Genomic DNA, 17,828 nt, shown 5'->3' on the forward strand with positions numbered 1-17,828 from the left:
GTTGGCATACCAAAAGCTTTAATCTCTACATAAATATACTCACACCAAGGGGATTTTTGGCAAGTGCCGCAATAATGAAATAGCTTTCGTTTATTCACTAAGATACATAAGGATTGCGAACGCGGCAACACAGACAAAAATTCAAGCACGAAGAGAATAATAAGATAAATGTTTTATAAAGCTATTATCCAAACCCCCCTTGGTAAACTAGGGATATCCACTACCTGTCAATTACTTACACAGCTTGATTTCTTAACTGATGATAAGGCATTAATTCAACCTAACGAAGAAGTTCTGTGCGACATCGTCAATCAGCTTAATCAATATTTTAAACATCCCAGCTTTCAATTTAATATATCCTGTCAATTACAAGGAACCCCTTTTCAGAAACGAGTTTGGCAAACCTTGAGTAAAATCCCTATACAAAAAACTGTTAGTTATGGAACGCTCGCCAAAAATTTAAACACGGGGGCGCGGGCTATTGGTAATGCTTGCCGAGCGAATCCTCTTCCGATATTGATTCCTTGTCACCGAGTTGTTGCCCAAAAAAACTTAGGTGGCTATAAAGGAAAAGAAATATCTATAAAAAAATGGTTATTAAACCATGAATCCTATTCCATTGTATTTTAAATAAATACAAACATAAGGAAATTTTTTTAGCTCAATTAAAAGATAATTCTATTTATTAATTTCTTTTAAGCGTCGCCTGCTCAATTCATCTCTTAGCGCCTGTAAGTCTTTACTCAAAAGCGTGTAAGTTAAAACTGAAGCCGTCAAACGCCCATTGTAATAAATTCTAACTTTGTTAATCTATGTAATGTGTGTTGTTAATGATCTGATCAAGGACTTAGTTTTCAATAAAGATCTTAAAGTGATTATTTATTTGAAAATTAATTAGAAAATCCTTATGTTATGTGGAATAGATAAGGATGTCTACACTACAAGGAGGTAGTGTTAGCAAGGATGCTACAAGGACGTTACAACACAGATAAACCCCCTTGGGCCGTTTTACGGCCCTTTTTAATTTACACTTTTTGCATTTGAATTTTTTTCTGTGCATAAGGTTCTTTTATTAAAACTCAGTATATAAAACCTTTTATCTCCCAATACTTTATTAATCCTGCCAAAAACGATGGCTTTTGTCATAGTAGGTCTCTCTTTGTATAGTATTAGTAAGTACATTTAATTTTAACGTAATAGTTCCTTCAGTTGCCGTGTTATAAATTTCAGAACCTAAACGTTGATAACGATTTAATACAATTTGATGTGGAAATTTAAAGCGGTTATGAAAACCTGTAGAAAATAAAGCGTAAACGGGTTGCACATAATTTAAAAACGCTATGCTTGAAGAGGTTTTACTACCATGATGTGGTACTATTAAAACTGTGCTTTGCAAATCTTTTTGTTTTGCATGAACCAAATAGTTTTCTGCCCTCTTTTCTATATCCCCCACTAATAAAATACTTTGTAAACGATTACTAATTTTTAGTACACATGAACTATTATTACCTTGATAAAGATGATGAATGGGTGGATATAAAATCTCGAAATTAATTCCATCCCACTGCCAATGCATTTTTTCTTCACATAAATTTACGATTTTGGGTAGAAATTTTTTTGGAATACTACTCAGCACCTTGTTAACTTGTATTTGTTTTAAAATAATCATCGCTCCACCACTATGATCATTATCACCATGACTAACTACCATCAAATTTACTTTTTGAACGCCGATAGTTTGTAAAAAAGGAAGTATGACCAATTTTCCTGCATCAAACGATGGACTTAAACGAGGACCTGTATCATAAATCAGGACGTGATGTTGAGTACGAACTACACTGGCTAAACCTTGCCCCACATCAAGAAGATGAATCCAAATATCGCCATATTGTGGTCTCTGACTTTCCCAAAAAAATAAAGGCAAAATCCAAATGAAACCTAAACAGCGAGTTGGCATTCCTTTAGGTCCTAAAAGTAATAAAATGCCCACTAAGCTTGAAACTAATATCCATGGAGTTGATACGTAGGCGTAATATTGGGCTAAAGGTATTTCTGAAAAAAAATTGAGTACTTTCCAAAGTAATTCAAGTAATTGTTCTGCGAAAATTAAGAGAGTGTTTCCAAACACCATGTTAACAAGACTAACTAAACTACCTAATAAACTGATCGGTAAAATTATAAATCCAATAGATGGAATCGCTATTAAGTTAGCAGCAAAACTAATCAAAGAAATTTGATGAAAAAATAATAAAGATAAAGGAATTAACCCTAAGCTGACAGTTACTTGAATCCGACACCAAGCACGCCAATTTGCTAATGGTTTTATGCGATTAGAAACCGCATAAAAAATTAATATCACCGCTATAAAGGACAGCCAAAAACTCGCTGATAAAACCGTAAAAGGCTCGATAATCAAAATAATCAATAATGCCAAATGAAATGAATGCCAACTAGTAAGATAGCGTTGCTGTATTCTCGTCATTGAAAATGCCACTAGCATCAGTAGCGCACGTTGAGTCGGGATAGAAAATCCCGCTAAAGCACTATAGAAAACCGCTATTAATAACGTAAGTGCACTAGCAATTTTAGGAGCGGGAATATAAAGAGTAACATAGGGGAGTCGACAGCAAATAAGACGAACTATCCAATAAATAATTCCTGCAATAAAAGCAAGATGTAAACCTGAAATAGCAAATAAATGATTAGTCCCTGTACCGCGCATAACTTGCCATTGTTCATCTGTAATTTCGCAGCGTATTCCTGTCGTTAATGCACTAATAAGTCCTAATAAGGGGTAATCTTGCAAAGATTTTTTTACATTCGCAGTGATTTTTTGGCGTAAATTATCAATAAAATAATAGGCATTCGCACGTTCAATTAAACGCAAAGGGAATTTTTCTAATAAATAACCTGTCGCACCTATATTTTGTTGGAATAGTTCCGCTTGATAGTCAAAACTACCAGGATTCCAAAAAGCACGTGGTCGACGGAGACGCAAGGTAAATTGCCAAATATCGCCTTTTTTAAAATGAGTTAATACATTCGAATTTTTATAAAAATATCCCTTAATACGCACAGGGATAGGATAGCGTATAGCGATAGAAGTCGCCAAGTGTTGAATAAGAAAGTCAAAACGCACAACACCCGAGTGATTTTCTGGAATAGTTAGTATACGTCCTCTAGCAATCAGTATCTTACCTTCTAATATTTTTGGTAATTGTTGAGAGAGACGTTGATGAGCGGTTATCAAGGACCAAGAAAAACCTAAACAACAAGCAACAAAAAATAAAATCCAGCTCTGAGAAAAAAATAACTTAAAAAAAGCTAACGTAACTAAAATGATACTTATAAAAATTAGTAAATAAGCCAGTTTTACCGAAGGTAAATGCGAAAAATGTGTGATCCATATCACGCCGATTAAAAACCCTAACGTCCAGCGGGCCATATTTTTTATTCAGACAATAACTTATCTTGATAACTTATCTTATTGTATATTTTCTTCAAATAAATCTAAAAACACCCTTAAAGTAATAAAAAATAATATTTAATATTATTTTTTATCTAAAGCATTATCTTGTATACTTAATGGATGGATTTAAAATTCTCTCGAATTAATGACATGAATTACCAACACAAGGAGTGTGTTTATGCAAGAACCTACTCATCTTAAGAAAAGAATTTCAGGTAATGTTAACTCTGAAAATACCACCCAAGAAATAGCTCAAGAAACTTCAGCTAAGGCTTCTAAAAAAACAACCTCTAATGAAAGAAGTCGCTTTTATATCTTTCAAAAGTTAGTATGTTCAAATAGCCCTCTTGTAGACGATGAAAGCGAAGTCATGGTAATACCTAAATCTAGACCTAAGTAATTATCTTCAAGAAACTACGAATTTCTTTTTATGGTTTTTTAATGTAGCAGCTGTTTTAAAGGCGCTGCTAACATCATAAAAAAGCTAGCGACTAATCCAGCTGCTGGAATAGTTAATATCCATGCCCACATAATTCGTCGTATAGTGGGCCAATGTGTATTTAGCCAACCATTTGTTGAGCCTACTCCTAAAATCGCCCCTGTCACCGTATGTGTGGTAGAAACAGGAATACCTAAATCAGTCGCTGCAAATAACGTAAATGCAGCACCTGTCGCAGCACACCCGCCACTTAAAGGTGTTAATTTGGTTATTTTATTTCCTAAAGTATGGACAATACGCCAACCTCCTATTAGTGTGCCTAATCCCATTACAAAGTTACAAGAAATAATTACCCAAAATGGAACATAAAAATGTCCATTTAAAAGACCTGTAGAAAATAATAACACAGCAATAATACCCATCGTTTTTTGGGCATCATTACCACCATGACCTAAGCTTAATAAAGCCCCTGCAACGAATTGGGCGCGTTTAGCCCAACATTGAGTCTTATCGGAATTGATATCTTTTAAAAAAAAATGTGCTAATTTTATCAACAGCCAACTTATTGATAATCCCAATAATGGTGACAAAACGATTGCTATCAATACAGGTAGCAATCCATGCCAATTTAAAACGTGCCAACCTCCAGCCACTAAAGCAGCACCGACTAACCCTCCTATCAACCCATGAGATGAACTTGAAGGTAAACCAAAATACCACGTTAAAAGATTCCAAATGATAGCACCCATTAGCGCTGAAAAAAGCACATACGGGGTAATGATATGAGGTTCTATTAATCCCGAGCCTATAGTCGTTGCAACACTTAGATGAAAAAATAAGAATGCAATAAAATTAAAAAATGCGGCCCACAATACTGCTGTTAAAGGCTTTAAAACCTTTGTTGCAACCATAATAGCGATAGAGTTAGCCGCATCATGAAAACCATTAATAAAGTCGAAGATAAATGCTAAGACAATAACAAAATAAATAAATACTAAAGTGCTCGTCATACAGCATTCTTTCCATCACTTAAACTCGATGTTAAGTATACACGACGTTGATAGGGTTGCCACTCTGATGAAGTTAATGCCGTTTGATAAAAAAAGGATTTAATTGAGTTATATTTCATATGAAAATCTATAGTTGAAAAAACTTATTGTATTTACTTCAGTTATTATTAACTTCTGAAATTCTATAGTTTATTCCTTAAAATTCGATTTCTTATTTCATTTCTTATTTCCTTTAAATAGCCTCTTTAAGGTAGAATCATATCTTACAATGTTAATATACTCAAAAACCTTATGTTATCGCTTATTGAATTAGTTCAACAACTTGTTGCTCTACCCTCTGTTACGCCAGATGATAAGGGCTGTCAATCTGTTTTATGTCAGCACTTAAAGCACTTAGATTTTGTGATTGAACACTTACCCTTTGCAGAAGTCAATAATTTTTGGGCTAGACATGGGAAAGAGTCACCTTTATTTGTTTTTGTTGGACATACTGATGTCGTTCCTACGGGTCCCCTAGACAAATGGGATAGTCCTCCTTTTCTGCCTACCATTTGCAATGGCCAACTTTATGGTCGTGGCAGCGCTGATATGAAAGGTAGCCTAGCTGCAATGTTGACAGCGTGTGAAAAGTTTATTAACAAATACCCTAATCATTGTGGTTCTATCGCTTGGTTAATTACGAGCGATGAAGAAGGCCCTAGCATCAATGGCACAGCAAAAATAGCGGAAGTACTTAGAAACAGAAACGAAAAAATAGATTATTGCTTAGTGGGCGAACCTACTTGCGAAGAAAAATTAGGAGATACTTTAAAAATCGGCCGCCGTGGTTCTTTATCAGCCCATCTGATCATTAAAGGTAAACAAGGTCATATTGCATATCCTCAATTAGCCGAAAATCCTATTCATTGCTTTAGCTCTAGTTTAGCCGAATTATTGGATATTAATTGGGACGAAGGAATAGCTTACCCTAACTTTCAATCTACCAGCTTACAATTTTCTAATATTCATGGTGGCACTGGTGCAGGTAATGTGATTCCAGATAATCTAGAAGTTAAATTTAATTTTCGTTACTCCCCCGCAACCACTGCAAAAAAATTAGAAGATACTGTAGAAAGTATTTTAAAAAAACATCATTTAAACTATCAAATCACTTGGCAACGTGGAGGACTTCCTTTTTTAAGCGCTTCAGGCCAGTTACGTTTAGCCTGTTTTGATGCTATAAAAAAAATTACTGGGGTTACACCTACTATTTCAACGGCAGGTGGCACCTCTGATGCCCGTTTTATAGCGCCTTTAGGAGCAGAGATTGTTGAGTTTGGTCCATGCAATAGTACTATTCACCAAATTAATGAATGCGTCTCTGTTGATGATCTTGAGAAATTAGTTTTAATTTATGAAGAAATTTTAAAGAATACTTTGTGTAAAAATTAATTATTTAAATTATTTCAATATCAGAAATTAGCTATTTTTTTAATTTGAGATATAAAAAATATGAACTTAGAACTTAAAAAAAGAGCTCAGTAAAACGCAGACAAAAAAAGCAGCCTTTAGGCTGCTTGCGGTTAATCATTAGTATTCTTTATTATGAAAGAAATTGTGATTTTGATAACCATGATGGGTCAGGATAGTAAGCAAATATTAGCGTTCCGTTTTTAATCGAATGGATTAATGAATCGGCAACTACTGGACTCACTGCAAAACAACCCCAACTTCGTCCTAGACGACCATGCTGCTGCGCAAATTGTGTCGTTGCATAATCCGCTCTATGGACTACGATATCACGAGCTTCCGCCCTATCGTTAAATCCTTTTTCTAAACCTTTTATTCTTAATGAATAGCCGTGTTTACCCTGATAAGTTGATTCAGTTAAAAACACACCTAAACTTGACTCTAAACTTCCTGGTCTATCCGAGAAAGAAGTTGCGTAGTTGCCACCACTGTTTTTTCCATGGGCAACGTAATCATGAAAAAGGACCGAATCGTTGTTAAGGTCTAATACCCACAATCTTCGTGCTGTTGATGGCTTGGTATAATCAATAATCGTTAGAATATGTTGATTGTCTAAACCTTCCTGTCTCGCCTTGTTGTAAGCCTCTAAGCCTAACTGTAATACTTTAGGATTAAGAGCTGGAGCTCGCTGACTGAACTGCTGCAGCTCAGCTTGCACATTAGCTCCCTGGTTTACTGGACTAGCATTAACGGTCATCACGAAGAGACCGCTCGCTAGCAGTAATAAACTTGTTATTTTCTTTAATATCACTATATAACCCCCTCCTCTGCTTCAACAGAAGAAAGACCACTATAGCATAATTCGTACAATATTTGAACGTATTTAGCCGGCTTTCTTAGTCAAAAGGCTTACATTTAATACTTCTAATGTAAGCTTTATAATCACAAAATTTGGGGTTTAGGGGGCTTAATCTTTTGCTTTCAACCCTAAGCCTTAGATTTTTAAGTGCTAGGAAATCTTTAGATACCCCCCCACCCTAAATACCGAAATATTCAAATTTTTAAGGCCTAGTTTTTATTCTATATAGAACAACCCTCTGACTCAAAAATTCCTCTAATTCTAAACTAGAATTTAAAGAAGAAATTTGGAGTATCCAAGAATAATCCTATCCTCTAAAAATTAGCCTTTTCTATCCGACTAATCTATACCGATAATAGCGTTGTAACTCTCCATTTTTTAGTGCTTAAACTAAAATCCTTTCTAGTTAATATTTTAAATAAAATTAGTTTTTATTTTTTAGCTATTTTTATTGTTATAATCAAAAGTTCGCCATTCTCCTGTATTGATATTGTGTTAAAAATTATTTCACTTTCCGTGGTCTGCCACGTTTACGAATAGTGCCTGTTTTAGCTATATTGAGCTGAGATGGTCTTCCTCGTGTGGTTAACATTCTTTTCATTCTTTTTTTATTTCCTTTTGCCTTTGCAACTGCTAAAGCCTTGAAATTAGCTTCCATTTTTTTATGTTCAATTTTAACAACCTTTTCTAACGCTTTTTGATAAGCCTCTTGCTCAGCAATTTTCAGTTTTTCTTTGAAATTGGCTTTGAGCATAGCAATCTTGGCACGTAAGGCTTTTTGTGTCATTCGAGCATTTAGAGCAGCCTTACTACGTTGCATTTTTTTAGCTGCACTTAAAGGTGGTCTACCTCGTTTAGTTTTTGTTTGTGCTTTAACATTCATCATATAAGTTCCTTAGAGTTAATATTATATTAAACAATCAATATACCTTCTTAAAGTTAAGGTGATATTAAATAATATTCCCTAAATTAAGAAGTATAAACCTAAATAGACATCTTATTATATCGATAAATTATAGATAATTCAGCAATATTTTATCACTAAAAAATTTGGCATACTCTAATAGGATTTTTAACTACTAAATTTACAAATAGGTTTTATGGGGATTTAATTACCTTTTTTCAATAGGTATATAATTTCTTTGTGTATTTCCAATATATAATTGTCTAGGTCTTGCAATACGGAGTTTAGGGTCAGACATCATTTCTTCCCATTGTGAAACCCAACCTACTGTACGAGCTAATGCAAAAATTACAGTAAACATATTAGTAGGAACCCCTAAAGCACTTAAAGTAATACCCGAATAAAAATCTACATTAGGATATAATTTTCTTTCAATAAAATAAGGATCTTCTAAAGCAATTTTTTCTAAAGCTAATGCAAGTTTAAATAAAGGTACTTCTTTTTGGCCAGTTTCTTCCAATACTTCATGGCATGTCTTTTTCATCACGGATGCACGTGGATCATAATTTTTATAGACACGATGTCCAAAGCCCATTAACCGAAAAGGATCATTAGGATCTTTTGCTTTTTCGATGTAATGGTCAATCCGTGAGATATCTCCTATTTCAAGCAACATATTTAAACAAGCTTCGTTAGCGCCACCATGAGCAGGACCCCATAAAGCGGCTATGCCGGCAGAAATGCAGGCATAAGGATTAGCGCCTGTTGAACCTGCCAGTCTCACAGTAGAAGTAGAAGCATTCTGTTCATGGTCTGCATGTAAAATAAAAATCTTATCTAAAGCCCTCGCTAACACTGGATTAGGTTGGATCTCTTCGGTTGGAACTCCAAACATCATATGCATAAAATTTTCTGCATAATTTAAATGATTAAGAGGATACATAAAGGGCAACCCAGTCGCATACTTATAGGACATGGCAGCAAGGGTGGGCATTTTAGCAATTAATCTTAATGCGGCTAGTTTACGATGTTCTTTATTATGAATATCTAACAAATCATGATAAAAAGCAGATAGTGCCCCAACAACACCTAACATAATTGCCATGGGGTGAGCATCTCTGCGAAATCCATGAAAAAAATGTCGTAATTGCTCATGAACCATCGTGTGTTGATTAATCTCCTCATTAAAACCCTGTTTTTGAATTTGATTCGGCAATTCACCATGAAGCAATAGATAAGCAACTTCTATAAAGTCTGATTTTTCTGCGAGTTGATCAATCGAGTAGCCACGATAAAGTAAGATACCTTTATCGCCATCAATAAAAGTAATTTTAGAAGAACAGGACGCAGTAGATAGAAACCCTGGATCATAGGTAAATCGATTAACTTTGGCTAATTGAGTCACATCAATAACATCAGGCCCTAAGGTCGCTTCCCAAATTGGCAAATTAATTGGAGATAAGTTATTAACCGTCAAAATTGCCGTCGAAGAAGACAAGTCTTTAGTGGTTACTTCCGCAGATTGAGTCATAATAGCCTCTGAATTTATAAATTTAATTTCGTACGCCAACTAAACTAGCAATTACCTAAAAAGCGGGTGATATATAACAAAGATAAAATACTGATGTCAATTTCGGCAACTTATTTAAGATTTAAGCAAATTATTAGAAAGGTGTGCTAGATTTATGCTAGATTAACGATATTGTGCAAACTATTCAACATTTAACTGTAACAAAAGACTATTCTGGCCAGAGACTCGACAATTTTTTAATGTCGCGGTTAAAAGGCCTACCTAAAAGTCGACTTTACCGAATCATACGAAAAGGCGAATTACGTATCAATAAAAAAAGGGTAAAGCCGGATTATCGTTTACAAGAAGGGGACATTATTCGCATCCCTCCTCTACGACTTGCCCTCGTTGCCACGAAAAAAAATAGTTTGAATGAAAAACTAGCTGAGCTACTTGAAAAAGCAATCATTTTTGAAGATAAGCATTTTTTAGTCCTTAACAAGCCGAGTGGTATTGCTGTCCACGGTGGGAGTGGGATACATTTAGGAGTCATAGAGGCTTTACGTTTACTACGTCCACAATTAAAGTTCTTGGAATTAGTTCATCGCTTGGATCGCGATACTTCAGGTTGTTTATTACTCGCTAAAAAAAGTAGTGTTTTAAAAGAACTACATGAATTATTACGTTTAGGGAAAATTAAAAAGACTTATATTGCTCTAGTGACAGGGCATTGGCCTAAATCGTTATTAAAAGTCGACGTCCCCTTATATAAGAACCAATTGCTATCAGGAGAACGCATTGTACGCGTCCAACCAGAAGGCAAAAGTTCTTTAACTGAATTTTCTGTACAACATTATTATGCTGAATCTACGCTGGTCGCAGTAATGCCAATCACTGGTCGCACCCATCAAATTCGCGTTCATGCCCAATTTGCCAAGCACCCTATCATTGGAGATGAAAAATATGGCGATAAAGAAATCAATAAAAAGATGCGTCAATTGGGCTGTAAACGGCTTTTCTTACATGCCAGTCAACTTGAATTTACTTTACCCTCAATAGCGAAAACTATAACGCTAAATGCAGAATTGCCAAAAGATTTAAACCAACTTTTAAAATGCCTAACCCCTTTATCTGTTGATTAGCTAATTCTATTCTTTCCTGTTTTCCTTTAGCGCTGCAAAAATATTCCTGCGAACTTCTTCAACGTCAGCATATCCATTAATTGAAATATAACAGGGCGCACCCGGATCGCCGCGATACTGCCATTCTTTGTAATAGCAAAGTAAGGGCTTGGTTTGTTGATGATAAATCCGTAAACGCTCACGTACCGTTGCTTCGGTATCATCTTTACGTTGAATGAGCTCTTCCCCTGTTACATCATCTTTATTCGGTATTTTGGGGGGATTATACAATATATGATAAATACGTCCTGAATCCAAGTGAATACGCCGGCCACTTAAGCGCTTTACAATTTCATCGTCTTCAACCTTAATTTCTATAACAAAATCTATCAAAATACCATTAGCCCGTATCGCCTCCGCCTGAGGTAACGTGCGTGGAAATCCATCAAATAAAAAACCATTGATACAATCAGGTTGTTGAATGCGTGCTTCGACCAATTCGATAATGACCTTATCCGAAATTAATTGACCTGAGTCCATCAAAGCCTTGGCCTGAAGGCCGACGGGAGTACCCTGACTAACAGCATAACGTAACATATCCCCCGTAGAAATTTGAGGAATATGGTAGTAAGCTGTTAAAAATTTTGCTTGCGTACCCTTTCCTGCCCCAGGTGCCCCTAATAAAATAATTCTCATCTATTATTATCTCAAGTAAGTATCTAAACAGCATCCACAAAAAACCAGATCCAGACTAGCCAGAAGTCTAAAAATATGCTTTTATCACTCTAGTTATATCTTTTAACTATGATTTTTTTGATTTTTCTAGTCCATGGTAAAAAACCCAACCTGTATTATATCTGTAAATAACCATGCTAAAATTAGATTGATTTAAAAAGTTTTGAAAGAAGTCTACTATAAAAAGAGACGAACACGTAGGCTATTTTCAGAAATATACTTGATCGACTATGCATCGGTAAGAACACGCTAAAAAACTTGATTTTTTGCGTAATAGCCGAGACATCTAGTAGATAGAAAGTAAGTCATTTATACGGGTAATCATTATTTGGCAATTTTTAGCAAAAATTAGTTTACATTAAAGAGGTTTTATCTATTTCTATCCTGATAATTCTATGAATACTTTTGTTTTTGACATTGAAACTGTTCCTGATACAAAAAATGGGCGAATCCTTTATAACTTAGAGAGTGAAAAAAGCGATCGGAAAGTTGCAGAAACAATGCAAGCTAAACGTCAAGAAAAAACGGGTAATTCTGACTTTCTTCCTTATCATTTACAGCGTATCGTCGCCATTTCTGTCGCATTACACACTAAAAATCAATTTAAGATAGGGTCATTGGGTAATATCAATTCAGATGAACCTGTCCTAATTGAAGCATTTTTCAAATGTATTGAAAAATATTTACCTATCTTGATCTCCTGGAATGGCAGTGGCTTCGATCTGCCTGTTTTACACTACCGAGCATTATTATACGGAATTAGTAGTCCTAGTTATTGGAATATAGGGAATGAGGATGCTAGTTTCCGTTGGAATAACTATTTGAGCCGTTATCATTATCGGCATATGGATTTAATGGACATTTTAGCCGCCTACCAAGGCCGCGCAAATGCCCCGCTGACGGAAATCGCCATCATGTTAGGCTTGCCAGGAAAACTTGGGATGGATGGTAGCCAAGTTTGGGATTACTTTTTAAATGGAAAATTAGACGCCATTCGAAATTATTGCGAAACAGACGTGTTAAATACCTACTTAATTTATCTTCGTTTTGAATTGATACGAGGAAATTTCTCTGTTGAGGCTTATCAAAAAAAGTGTGCTTATATCTATGAAACCATTACTCAAGAAAATAAACCCCATTTCAAACAATTTATAGCCGCATGGAAAATTTAAAAACTTCATCTATCAATACCACTCCTGTTGTTATTACAGGGATTTCTCATGAAGGCCGGGGCATTGCGCACATTAATGGGAAAATTACCTTCGTTGAGAATGCTTTACCTGGAGAAACAGTCCTAATCGCTTATAACAAAAAGCGGCGTTCCTATGATGAAGCAAAATCTACCCAAATATTAAAAGCTTCAACTGATAGAATTCAACCAGAATGCCTACATTATGATAGTTGTGGTGGATGCAGCCTACAACATCTCAGTAACCAAGCTCAACTTCAGCACAAAGAAAAAACTCTTACTGAGCAACTCATCCATTTTGCTGAAATCAAACCCAAATCATTACTCCCTCCACTTAAGGGGGCAAGCTGGGGCTACCGCCGCCGAGCGCGCCTAGGTGTTAAATACGTAACCAAAAAGCGAGCGGTATTAGTTGGTTTCCGTGAGAAAAATGGACGTTATCTAGCACAACTACAAACTTGTAAAACATTGGATCCTAGAGTGGGTCAACTTTTAGTTCCTTTACAACAACTTATTCATAAATTAAATGCTTTTCAAACTATCCCGCAAATTGAAGCCGCACTAGGGGATGAAATGCTAGGCTTAGTTTTTCGACATCTCACCCCTTTAGACAACTCGGATCAAATGCAACTCAAAAATTTTGCGAAACAGCATAAATTACAACTCTACTTGCAACCTGGCAATGAAAGTACCACGCACTGTATTTGGCCAAAAGATCCTAAATTGTTAAGTTATCGCTTGGAAAATAAAGGTTATAACCCTTTAGAACTTTTGTTCGAACCTAAGCATTTCGTCCAGATCAATGCAAACATCAATCAGGCAATGATCCAACGAGCCATGGAATTGCTCTCACCTAATTTCAGCGATCGGATATTGGATTTATTCTGCGGATTAGGTAATTTTAGTCTACCTCTTGCCACACGATGCCAATTTGTCGTAGGTGTCGAGGGATATGCTGAACTCGTAGAGCGGGCAAAAGCCAATGCTAGGCACAACACTATTAACAATACACAATTTTATACGGCTGACTTAACAGGTTCTATACTAAAAGAAACCTGGATTCAACAAACATTCAACAAAATTCTATTGGACCCACCTCGCTCTGGAGCTTTTGAAATCATTCAACAAATTGCACATTGGAATGCTGAGCGAATTGTGTATGTATCCTGTAATCCTGCTAGTCTTGCTAGAGATGCAGGGGAATTAGTAAAACAAGGTTACACCTTACAACGAGCCGGAATCATGGATATGTTTCCGCAAACTCATCATAGCGAAGCAATTTGTTTATTTACTAAATAGGTAGTATGAATAAACTAAACAGCCCATTTCTCAAAACTTTCTGGTTTTTGATAGGAATAGTTTCCAGTACGATCTTGCTAATGAGCCCCATGAAAAGTTTTGCCTATTATAACGAAAATGGCCAAGAGGCATCGCTTACATCCATACAACAAAGTCTGAATAACATATTAAGTCATTTTAAAGGCTTTAACACGGGTGTTTCCATTCAATCTTTATCAACTGGAAGAGTGTTATACCAATATAATGCCAACCGTGGCTTTGTACCTGCTAGTACTCTAAAATTATTTACCGGAATTGCCGCTTTAGATTATTTAGGGCCTCATTTCCAATTTAAAACTCGTTTTTTAACCAACCCCGGAGCAAGGATTCATAATGGTGTTTTAACTGGAAATCTATATATTAAATTTAGTGGCGATCCTTATTTAACTCTAGATGATCTCAAAGACATGTTAGAAACATTAAATGAACAACATATAAATAGAATCCAGGGCAATATCGTTATTGATGATACTGTTATTGATCGAAGTACTTGGCCTCCAGGACGTGTCATTGATGATAAAATTTTCTGCTATGCAGCCCCTGTCACAGCGACCATTATCAATCGCAATTGCTTTAGCCTTAGTGTTAAACCTAATCAACATTTATTACATCCTACTGTCACAAAAAGTAATAGCAATTTAGGTATCGTTATCGACAATCAAGCTGTGACCAAACGTTTAAGACAAGGAAGTTATTCTTTAGATTTAAAACCAAAAACTGCTAGCAAAAATCACTATACTTTAAGAGGATACCTTTCCCCTAAGATGGGCCCTTTATCATTCGCAGTGGCTTTGCAAAATCCAAATTTGGCTACCTATGATATTGTGGCCGGATTATTAAGAAAATACTCTATCCACTATTCAAGTTTAGTCTATGGGAAGACTCCGCCATTTGCCAAAACATTAGCCGAAAATAGTTCACCAGAACTTGCTTTTTTAATAAAAAATATGTTAAAAAAGTCCGATAATCTTATTGCGGATAGTTTATTAAAAAAACTAGGGGAAAAATATTTTTCAGTTCAAGGTAGTTGGAAAACCGGTAGAAATGCTGTTCAAGCTATTCTTGCCAGCAAAACAGATATTGATTTCAAGCACCTTGTGATGGTCGATGGTTCTGGCTTATCTCGTAATAATATAGTCACGCCTAATGCCTTTGTTAAATTATTAAATTTCGCTTATACCCAATTACCTGATAGCGATTTGCTTTTTGAATCCTTACCGCGATCGGGAATCGATGGAACATTAAAACATCGTCTAGGCGGTCTTTCACTGGGTAGAATACACGCTAAAACAGGCAGCATGCATGGAATAAGTAGTTTAGCTGGCTATGTTCGGACCGCAAACAATCAAGTTCTAGCTTTTTCTATTTTAATTAATGATCCTGTTCCTGGTAAAAATAATCAAGGAGGTTATCGTTTATTAGAAAATCAAATTTGCGAATTTTTAGCTAGAAGTTATGTATAAAATAAATATTCAGCTCAAAGCCAAGTTTACATAAGTTAATTGATTTTTCTAATTTTTTAGAGCAACAAACTAAAAATAAGGATAATTGAAAATGGTTAAAATAAAAAATTCGCTCTACTTAAATAATGACGGTAGTATTAATTTAGAAACATGGCTACACCATGCGGCGATGCAGCGTAGTCAAGAAGATTTCAAATTGATTCGACAGGCTTCTATTTTAAGTCAAATTGTGGGAGAAGCAAAAACTACTCCTACGCATGTTTCTTGCTTACAGCAAGGCCTCACGATGGCCGAAATTCTGTTAGATTTACATCTTGATAAAGAAACAATTGCCGCTTCCTTAATTTATAGTTGTGTAAACTATGCTGAACTTTGCTTAGAAACGATCTGTGAGCATTTAGGGCCGAATGTGGCTAAAATTATCGAGGGCGCTAAACAAATGAACGCCATTCGTATTGCCAGTACTGCTGCTAATCTACATCAAACTCAGTTAGAAAATATTCGAAAAATGCTACTTGCCATGGTAGAAGATATGCGAGTTGTTCTCATTAAACTTGCAGAACGTACCGCTACTATGCGCACTCTAGATATGTTGGATCGAAAAGCCAGTCAAGCCTATGCTCGGGAAACGCTTGATATTTACGCTCCTTTAGCTAATCGTCTGGGTGTAGGTCAATTGCAATGGGAACTAGAGGATCTCTCTTTACATTATCTTGAACCAAAAATATACGCTCAAATCGCACAGCTACTTCAAGAACGATTGATCGATCGTGAGTCCTATGTACAAATAATTTTAACTCAGTTACGAAAAATTTTAGACAATGCCCAACTACATAATTTTGAAGTCTATGGACGTGTAAAACATATCCATAGTATTTACAGAAAGATGCAACAAAAAAAATTAAAATTTGAAGAATTGTATGATCTCAATGCCATCCGTATTTTGGTCAATACTGTTAAAGATTGCTACAATGTTTTAAGTATCATTCATAGTCTATGGTCACCTGTATCAGGACAATTTGATGATTATATTTCAACACCAAAATCCAATGGTTACCGTTCTATTCATACCGCGGTTTTAGGTCCTGGCCAAAAAATACTCGAAATTCAAATTCGCACTCATCAAATGCACCAAGAATCTGAGCATGGTTTAGCCGCACATTGGCAATATAAAGAAACAGCCCAACGACAAAAAGAAAGTTACCAAACTAAAATTGCTTGGCTACGTCAAGTACTAGAGTGGCAAAAAGAATTAGTGAAGCGTGGCAAAGCAACCGTACCTGGTCTAACCACTGTTTTAGATGATCGTGTCTATGTGTTTACTCCAAACGGAGATATTCTAGATTTACCTAAAGGTTCGACCCCTTTGGATTTTGCCTATCATATTCATAGTGAAGTAGGACATCGTTGCCGAGGAGCAAAAATCAATGGTGCTATTGTTCCATTAACTTACCAACTAAAAATTGGTGAACAAATCGAAATTCTTACTGCAAAACAAGGAAGTCCAAGCCTAGATTGGCTAAATCCCAATCTAGGCTATTTATACACTGCTCGAGCTAAAGCAAAAGCCCATCACTGGTTTAAAACTCAAGATTATGAAAAACATTTACTCCACGGAGAAGATTTATTCAATAAAGAAATTCAACGACTAGGATTAACAACTCTCGATCCTGAGAAATTAGCGCATAAACTGCATTTTAAGACCAAAAAAGAAATGATTGCCGCATTAGGCAGTGGTGATTTACGGCTTGCCCAACTTTTAAATGCAATACAATCGCAAGAAAAACAGTTAGCATCCAACTTAGTCCAACCTGAAATTTTGTTAGGCAAACCTCGTAGCAGCTTGCCAGAAGGCATTAGCATAGCCGGAGTTACCGACTTGTTAACCCAAACTGCCGGCTGTTGCAAACCTGTACCAGGTGATCCTATCCGAGGATTTATCACCCAAAGTCGAGGCATTGTTTTGCATCGTGATGATTGTATACATTTACTCAATCTTGAACCAGAAAAGCAAAATCGCTTAGTAGATGCTGATTGGGGCCTAGCCGTTAGTCAAGTGTATCCCGTCGACATTTGCGTGGAAGCGTACAATCGACCTGGTTTACTACGGGATGTATCTACACTCATTGCTAATGAAAAATTAAATTTGGTTGCACTAACACTAGCCAGTGATAAGCTCGATCCCAAAGCGTATATTAAATTAACGATTGAAATACCCAGTTTACTCTCACTTGGTAAAGTCTTAGATCGGATTAAGCAAGTCCCTAATGTTATTGAGGTGAGAAGACAAATCATTAGTTAAACTATGGGCAGCAAGCTACTTACCTTACTGCCTGTTCTAT

The 17,828-nt window shown here is 35.9% G+C and carries 15 protein-coding genes; 8 read left to right on the forward strand and 7 right to left on the reverse strand.

Going from position 1 to position 17,828, the window contains the following annotated elements; genetic code table 11:
• The first annotated feature begins 168 nt into the window (after positions 1–168).
• On the forward strand, positions 169–630 hold the full coding sequence (locus ACICP9_RS05300) for a methylated-DNA--[protein]-cysteine S-methyltransferase (RefSeq protein WP_395497347.1): 462 nt from the start codon (positions 169–171) through the stop codon (positions 628–630).
• Between the two features lie 484 nt (positions 631–1,114).
• Here ACICP9_RS05300 and ACICP9_RS05305 read toward each other — a convergent pair whose 3' ends face one another.
• The gene (locus ACICP9_RS05305; RefSeq protein WP_395497349.1) at positions 1,115–3,445 is read right to left on the reverse strand and encodes a DNA internalization-related competence protein ComEC/Rec2; all 2,331 of its coding nucleotides are present in this window, start codon (positions 3,443–3,445) and stop codon (positions 1,115–1,117) included.
• Between the two features lie 202 nt (positions 3,446–3,647).
• Between ACICP9_RS05305 and ACICP9_RS05310 the strand changes: the two genes are divergently transcribed.
• Positions 3,648–3,869: a hypothetical protein gene (locus ACICP9_RS05310; protein ID WP_071662661.1), complete on the forward strand. Its 222-nt coding sequence runs from the start codon at positions 3,648–3,650 to the stop codon at positions 3,867–3,869.
• Between the two features lie 38 nt (positions 3,870–3,907).
• Here the strand turns inward: ACICP9_RS05310 and ACICP9_RS05315 are convergent, their stop codons facing one another.
• Both ACICP9_RS05315 and ACICP9_RS05320 read right to left on the reverse strand, forming a co-directional pair.
• The gene (locus ACICP9_RS05315) at positions 3,908–4,918 is read right to left on the reverse strand and encodes an inorganic phosphate transporter (protein ID WP_071662662.1); all 1,011 of its coding nucleotides are present in this window, start codon (positions 4,916–4,918) and stop codon (positions 3,908–3,910) included.
• A complete protein-coding gene (locus tag ACICP9_RS05320; RefSeq protein ID WP_395497352.1) occupies positions 4,915–5,037 on the reverse strand; it encodes a hypothetical protein in 123 nt (40 codons plus the stop codon). Before ACICP9_RS05320 ends, ACICP9_RS05315 begins: the two co-directional genes overlap by 4 nt.
• 172 nt (positions 5,038–5,209) lie before the next feature.
• On the opposite strand from ACICP9_RS05320, the gene dapE reads away from it, so the two are divergent.
• Positions 5,210–6,349 carry a succinyl-diaminopimelate desuccinylase gene (gene dapE, locus ACICP9_RS05325; RefSeq protein ID WP_395497354.1) on the forward strand — a complete coding sequence of 380 codons (1,140 nt, stop codon included), beginning with the start codon at positions 5,210–5,212 and terminating at the stop codon, positions 6,347–6,349.
• A 151-nt stretch (positions 6,350–6,500) separates the two neighbouring features.
• Here dapE and ACICP9_RS05330 read toward each other — a convergent pair whose 3' ends face one another.
• The 3 genes from ACICP9_RS05330 to gltA all read right to left on the reverse strand — a co-directional run bounded on the left by ACICP9_RS05330 (position 6,501) and on the right by gltA (position 9,628).
• Entirely contained in the window at positions 6,501–7,124 is a 624-nt protein-coding gene (locus tag ACICP9_RS05330) for a murein L,D-transpeptidase catalytic domain family protein (RefSeq protein WP_395498934.1), read from the reverse strand.
• Between the two features lie 604 nt (positions 7,125–7,728).
• Complete coding sequence (locus ACICP9_RS05335; protein ID WP_395497356.1) at positions 7,729–8,109, reverse strand: hypothetical protein; 381 nt, start codon at positions 8,107–8,109, stop codon at positions 7,729–7,731.
• Positions 8,110–8,338: 229 nt separating this feature from the next.
• Positions 8,339–9,628 carry a citrate synthase gene (gltA, locus tag ACICP9_RS05340; RefSeq protein ID WP_395498936.1) on the reverse strand — a complete coding sequence of 430 codons (1,290 nt, stop codon included), beginning with the start codon at positions 9,626–9,628 and terminating at the stop codon, positions 8,339–8,341.
• A 206-nt stretch (positions 9,629–9,834) separates the two neighbouring features.
• On the opposite strand from gltA, the gene rluC reads away from it, so the two are divergent.
• A complete protein-coding gene (gene rluC / locus ACICP9_RS05345) occupies positions 9,835–10,782 on the forward strand; it encodes a 23S rRNA pseudouridine(955/2504/2580) synthase RluC (RefSeq protein WP_395497358.1) in 948 nt (315 codons plus the stop codon).
• A gap of 6 nt (positions 10,783–10,788) precedes the next feature.
• Here the strand turns inward: rluC and adk are convergent, their stop codons facing one another.
• Positions 10,789–11,457 (reverse strand): adenylate kinase, encoded by a 669-nt coding sequence (adk, locus tag ACICP9_RS05350; protein WP_395497360.1) that lies wholly within the window; start codon positions 11,455–11,457, stop codon positions 10,789–10,791.
• Between the two features lie 434 nt (positions 11,458–11,891).
• Between adk and ACICP9_RS05355 the strand changes: the two genes are divergently transcribed.
• From ACICP9_RS05355 to relA, 4 genes are all read left to right on the forward strand, one after another.
• Positions 11,892–12,668: a 3'-5' exonuclease gene (locus ACICP9_RS05355; RefSeq protein WP_395497362.1), complete on the forward strand. Its 777-nt coding sequence runs from the start codon at positions 11,892–11,894 to the stop codon at positions 12,666–12,668.
• A complete protein-coding gene (rlmD, locus tag ACICP9_RS05360; RefSeq protein ID WP_395497363.1) occupies positions 12,656–13,984 on the forward strand; it encodes a 23S rRNA (uracil(1939)-C(5))-methyltransferase RlmD in 1,329 nt (442 codons plus the stop codon). Before ACICP9_RS05355 ends, rlmD begins: the two co-directional genes overlap by 13 nt.
• 89 nt (positions 13,985–14,073) lie before the next feature.
• Positions 14,074–15,486 (forward strand): D-alanyl-D-alanine carboxypeptidase/D-alanyl-D-alanine-endopeptidase, encoded by a 1,413-nt coding sequence (dacB, locus tag ACICP9_RS05365; protein WP_395497365.1) that lies wholly within the window; start codon positions 14,074–14,076, stop codon positions 15,484–15,486.
• Between the two features lie 91 nt (positions 15,487–15,577).
• Complete coding sequence (relA, locus tag ACICP9_RS05370; RefSeq protein ID WP_395497367.1) at positions 15,578–17,788, forward strand: GTP diphosphokinase; 2,211 nt, start codon at positions 15,578–15,580, stop codon at positions 17,786–17,788.
• The last annotated feature ends 40 nt before the right edge of the window (positions 17,789–17,828 follow it).

It is taken from the genome of Rickettsiella endosymbiont of Litargus connexus (assembly GCF_964277335.1).
Classification (GTDB): domain Bacteria; phylum Pseudomonadota; class Gammaproteobacteria; order Diplorickettsiales; family Diplorickettsiaceae; genus Aquirickettsiella; species Aquirickettsiella isopodorum.

What these genes read in the sequence shown, in the direction of transcription:
- ACICP9_RS05300 (WP_395497347.1), top strand. Translation starts at nt 169, where the DNA reads ATGTTTTATAAAGCTATTATCCAAACCCCCCTTGGTAAACTAGGGATA.
- ACICP9_RS05305 (WP_395497349.1), bottom strand. Translation starts at nt 3,445, where the DNA reads ATGGCCCGCTGGACGTTAGGGTTTTTAATCGGCGTGATATGGATCACA.
- ACICP9_RS05310 (WP_071662661.1), top strand. Translation starts at nt 3,648, where the DNA reads ATGCAAGAACCTACTCATCTTAAGAAAAGAATTTCAGGTAATGTTAAC.
- ACICP9_RS05315 (WP_071662662.1), bottom strand. Translation starts at nt 4,918, where the DNA reads ATGACGAGCACTTTAGTATTTATTTATTTTGTTATTGTCTTAGCATTT.
- ACICP9_RS05320 (WP_395497352.1), bottom strand. Translation starts at nt 5,037, where the DNA reads ATGAAATATAACTCAATTAAATCCTTTTTTTATCAAACGGCATTAACT.
- dapE (WP_395497354.1), top strand. Translation starts at nt 5,210, where the DNA reads ATGTTATCGCTTATTGAATTAGTTCAACAACTTGTTGCTCTACCCTCT.
- ACICP9_RS05330 (WP_395498934.1), bottom strand. Translation starts at nt 7,124, where the DNA reads ATGACCGTTAATGCTAGTCCAGTAAACCAGGGAGCTAATGTGCAAGCT.
- ACICP9_RS05335 (WP_395497356.1), bottom strand. Translation starts at nt 8,109, where the DNA reads ATGAATGTTAAAGCACAAACAAAAACTAAACGAGGTAGACCACCTTTA.
- adk (WP_395497360.1), bottom strand. Translation starts at nt 11,457, where the DNA reads ATGAGAATTATTTTATTAGGGGCACCTGGGGCAGGAAAGGGTACGCAA.
- ACICP9_RS05355 (WP_395497362.1), top strand. Translation starts at nt 11,892, where the DNA reads ATGAATACTTTTGTTTTTGACATTGAAACTGTTCCTGATACAAAAAAT.
- rlmD (WP_395497363.1), top strand. Translation starts at nt 12,656, where the DNA reads ATGGAAAATTTAAAAACTTCATCTATCAATACCACTCCTGTTGTTATT.
- dacB (WP_395497365.1), top strand. Translation starts at nt 14,074, where the DNA reads ATGAAAAGTTTTGCCTATTATAACGAAAATGGCCAAGAGGCATCGCTT.
- relA (WP_395497367.1), top strand. Translation starts at nt 15,578, where the DNA reads ATGGTTAAAATAAAAAATTCGCTCTACTTAAATAATGACGGTAGTATT.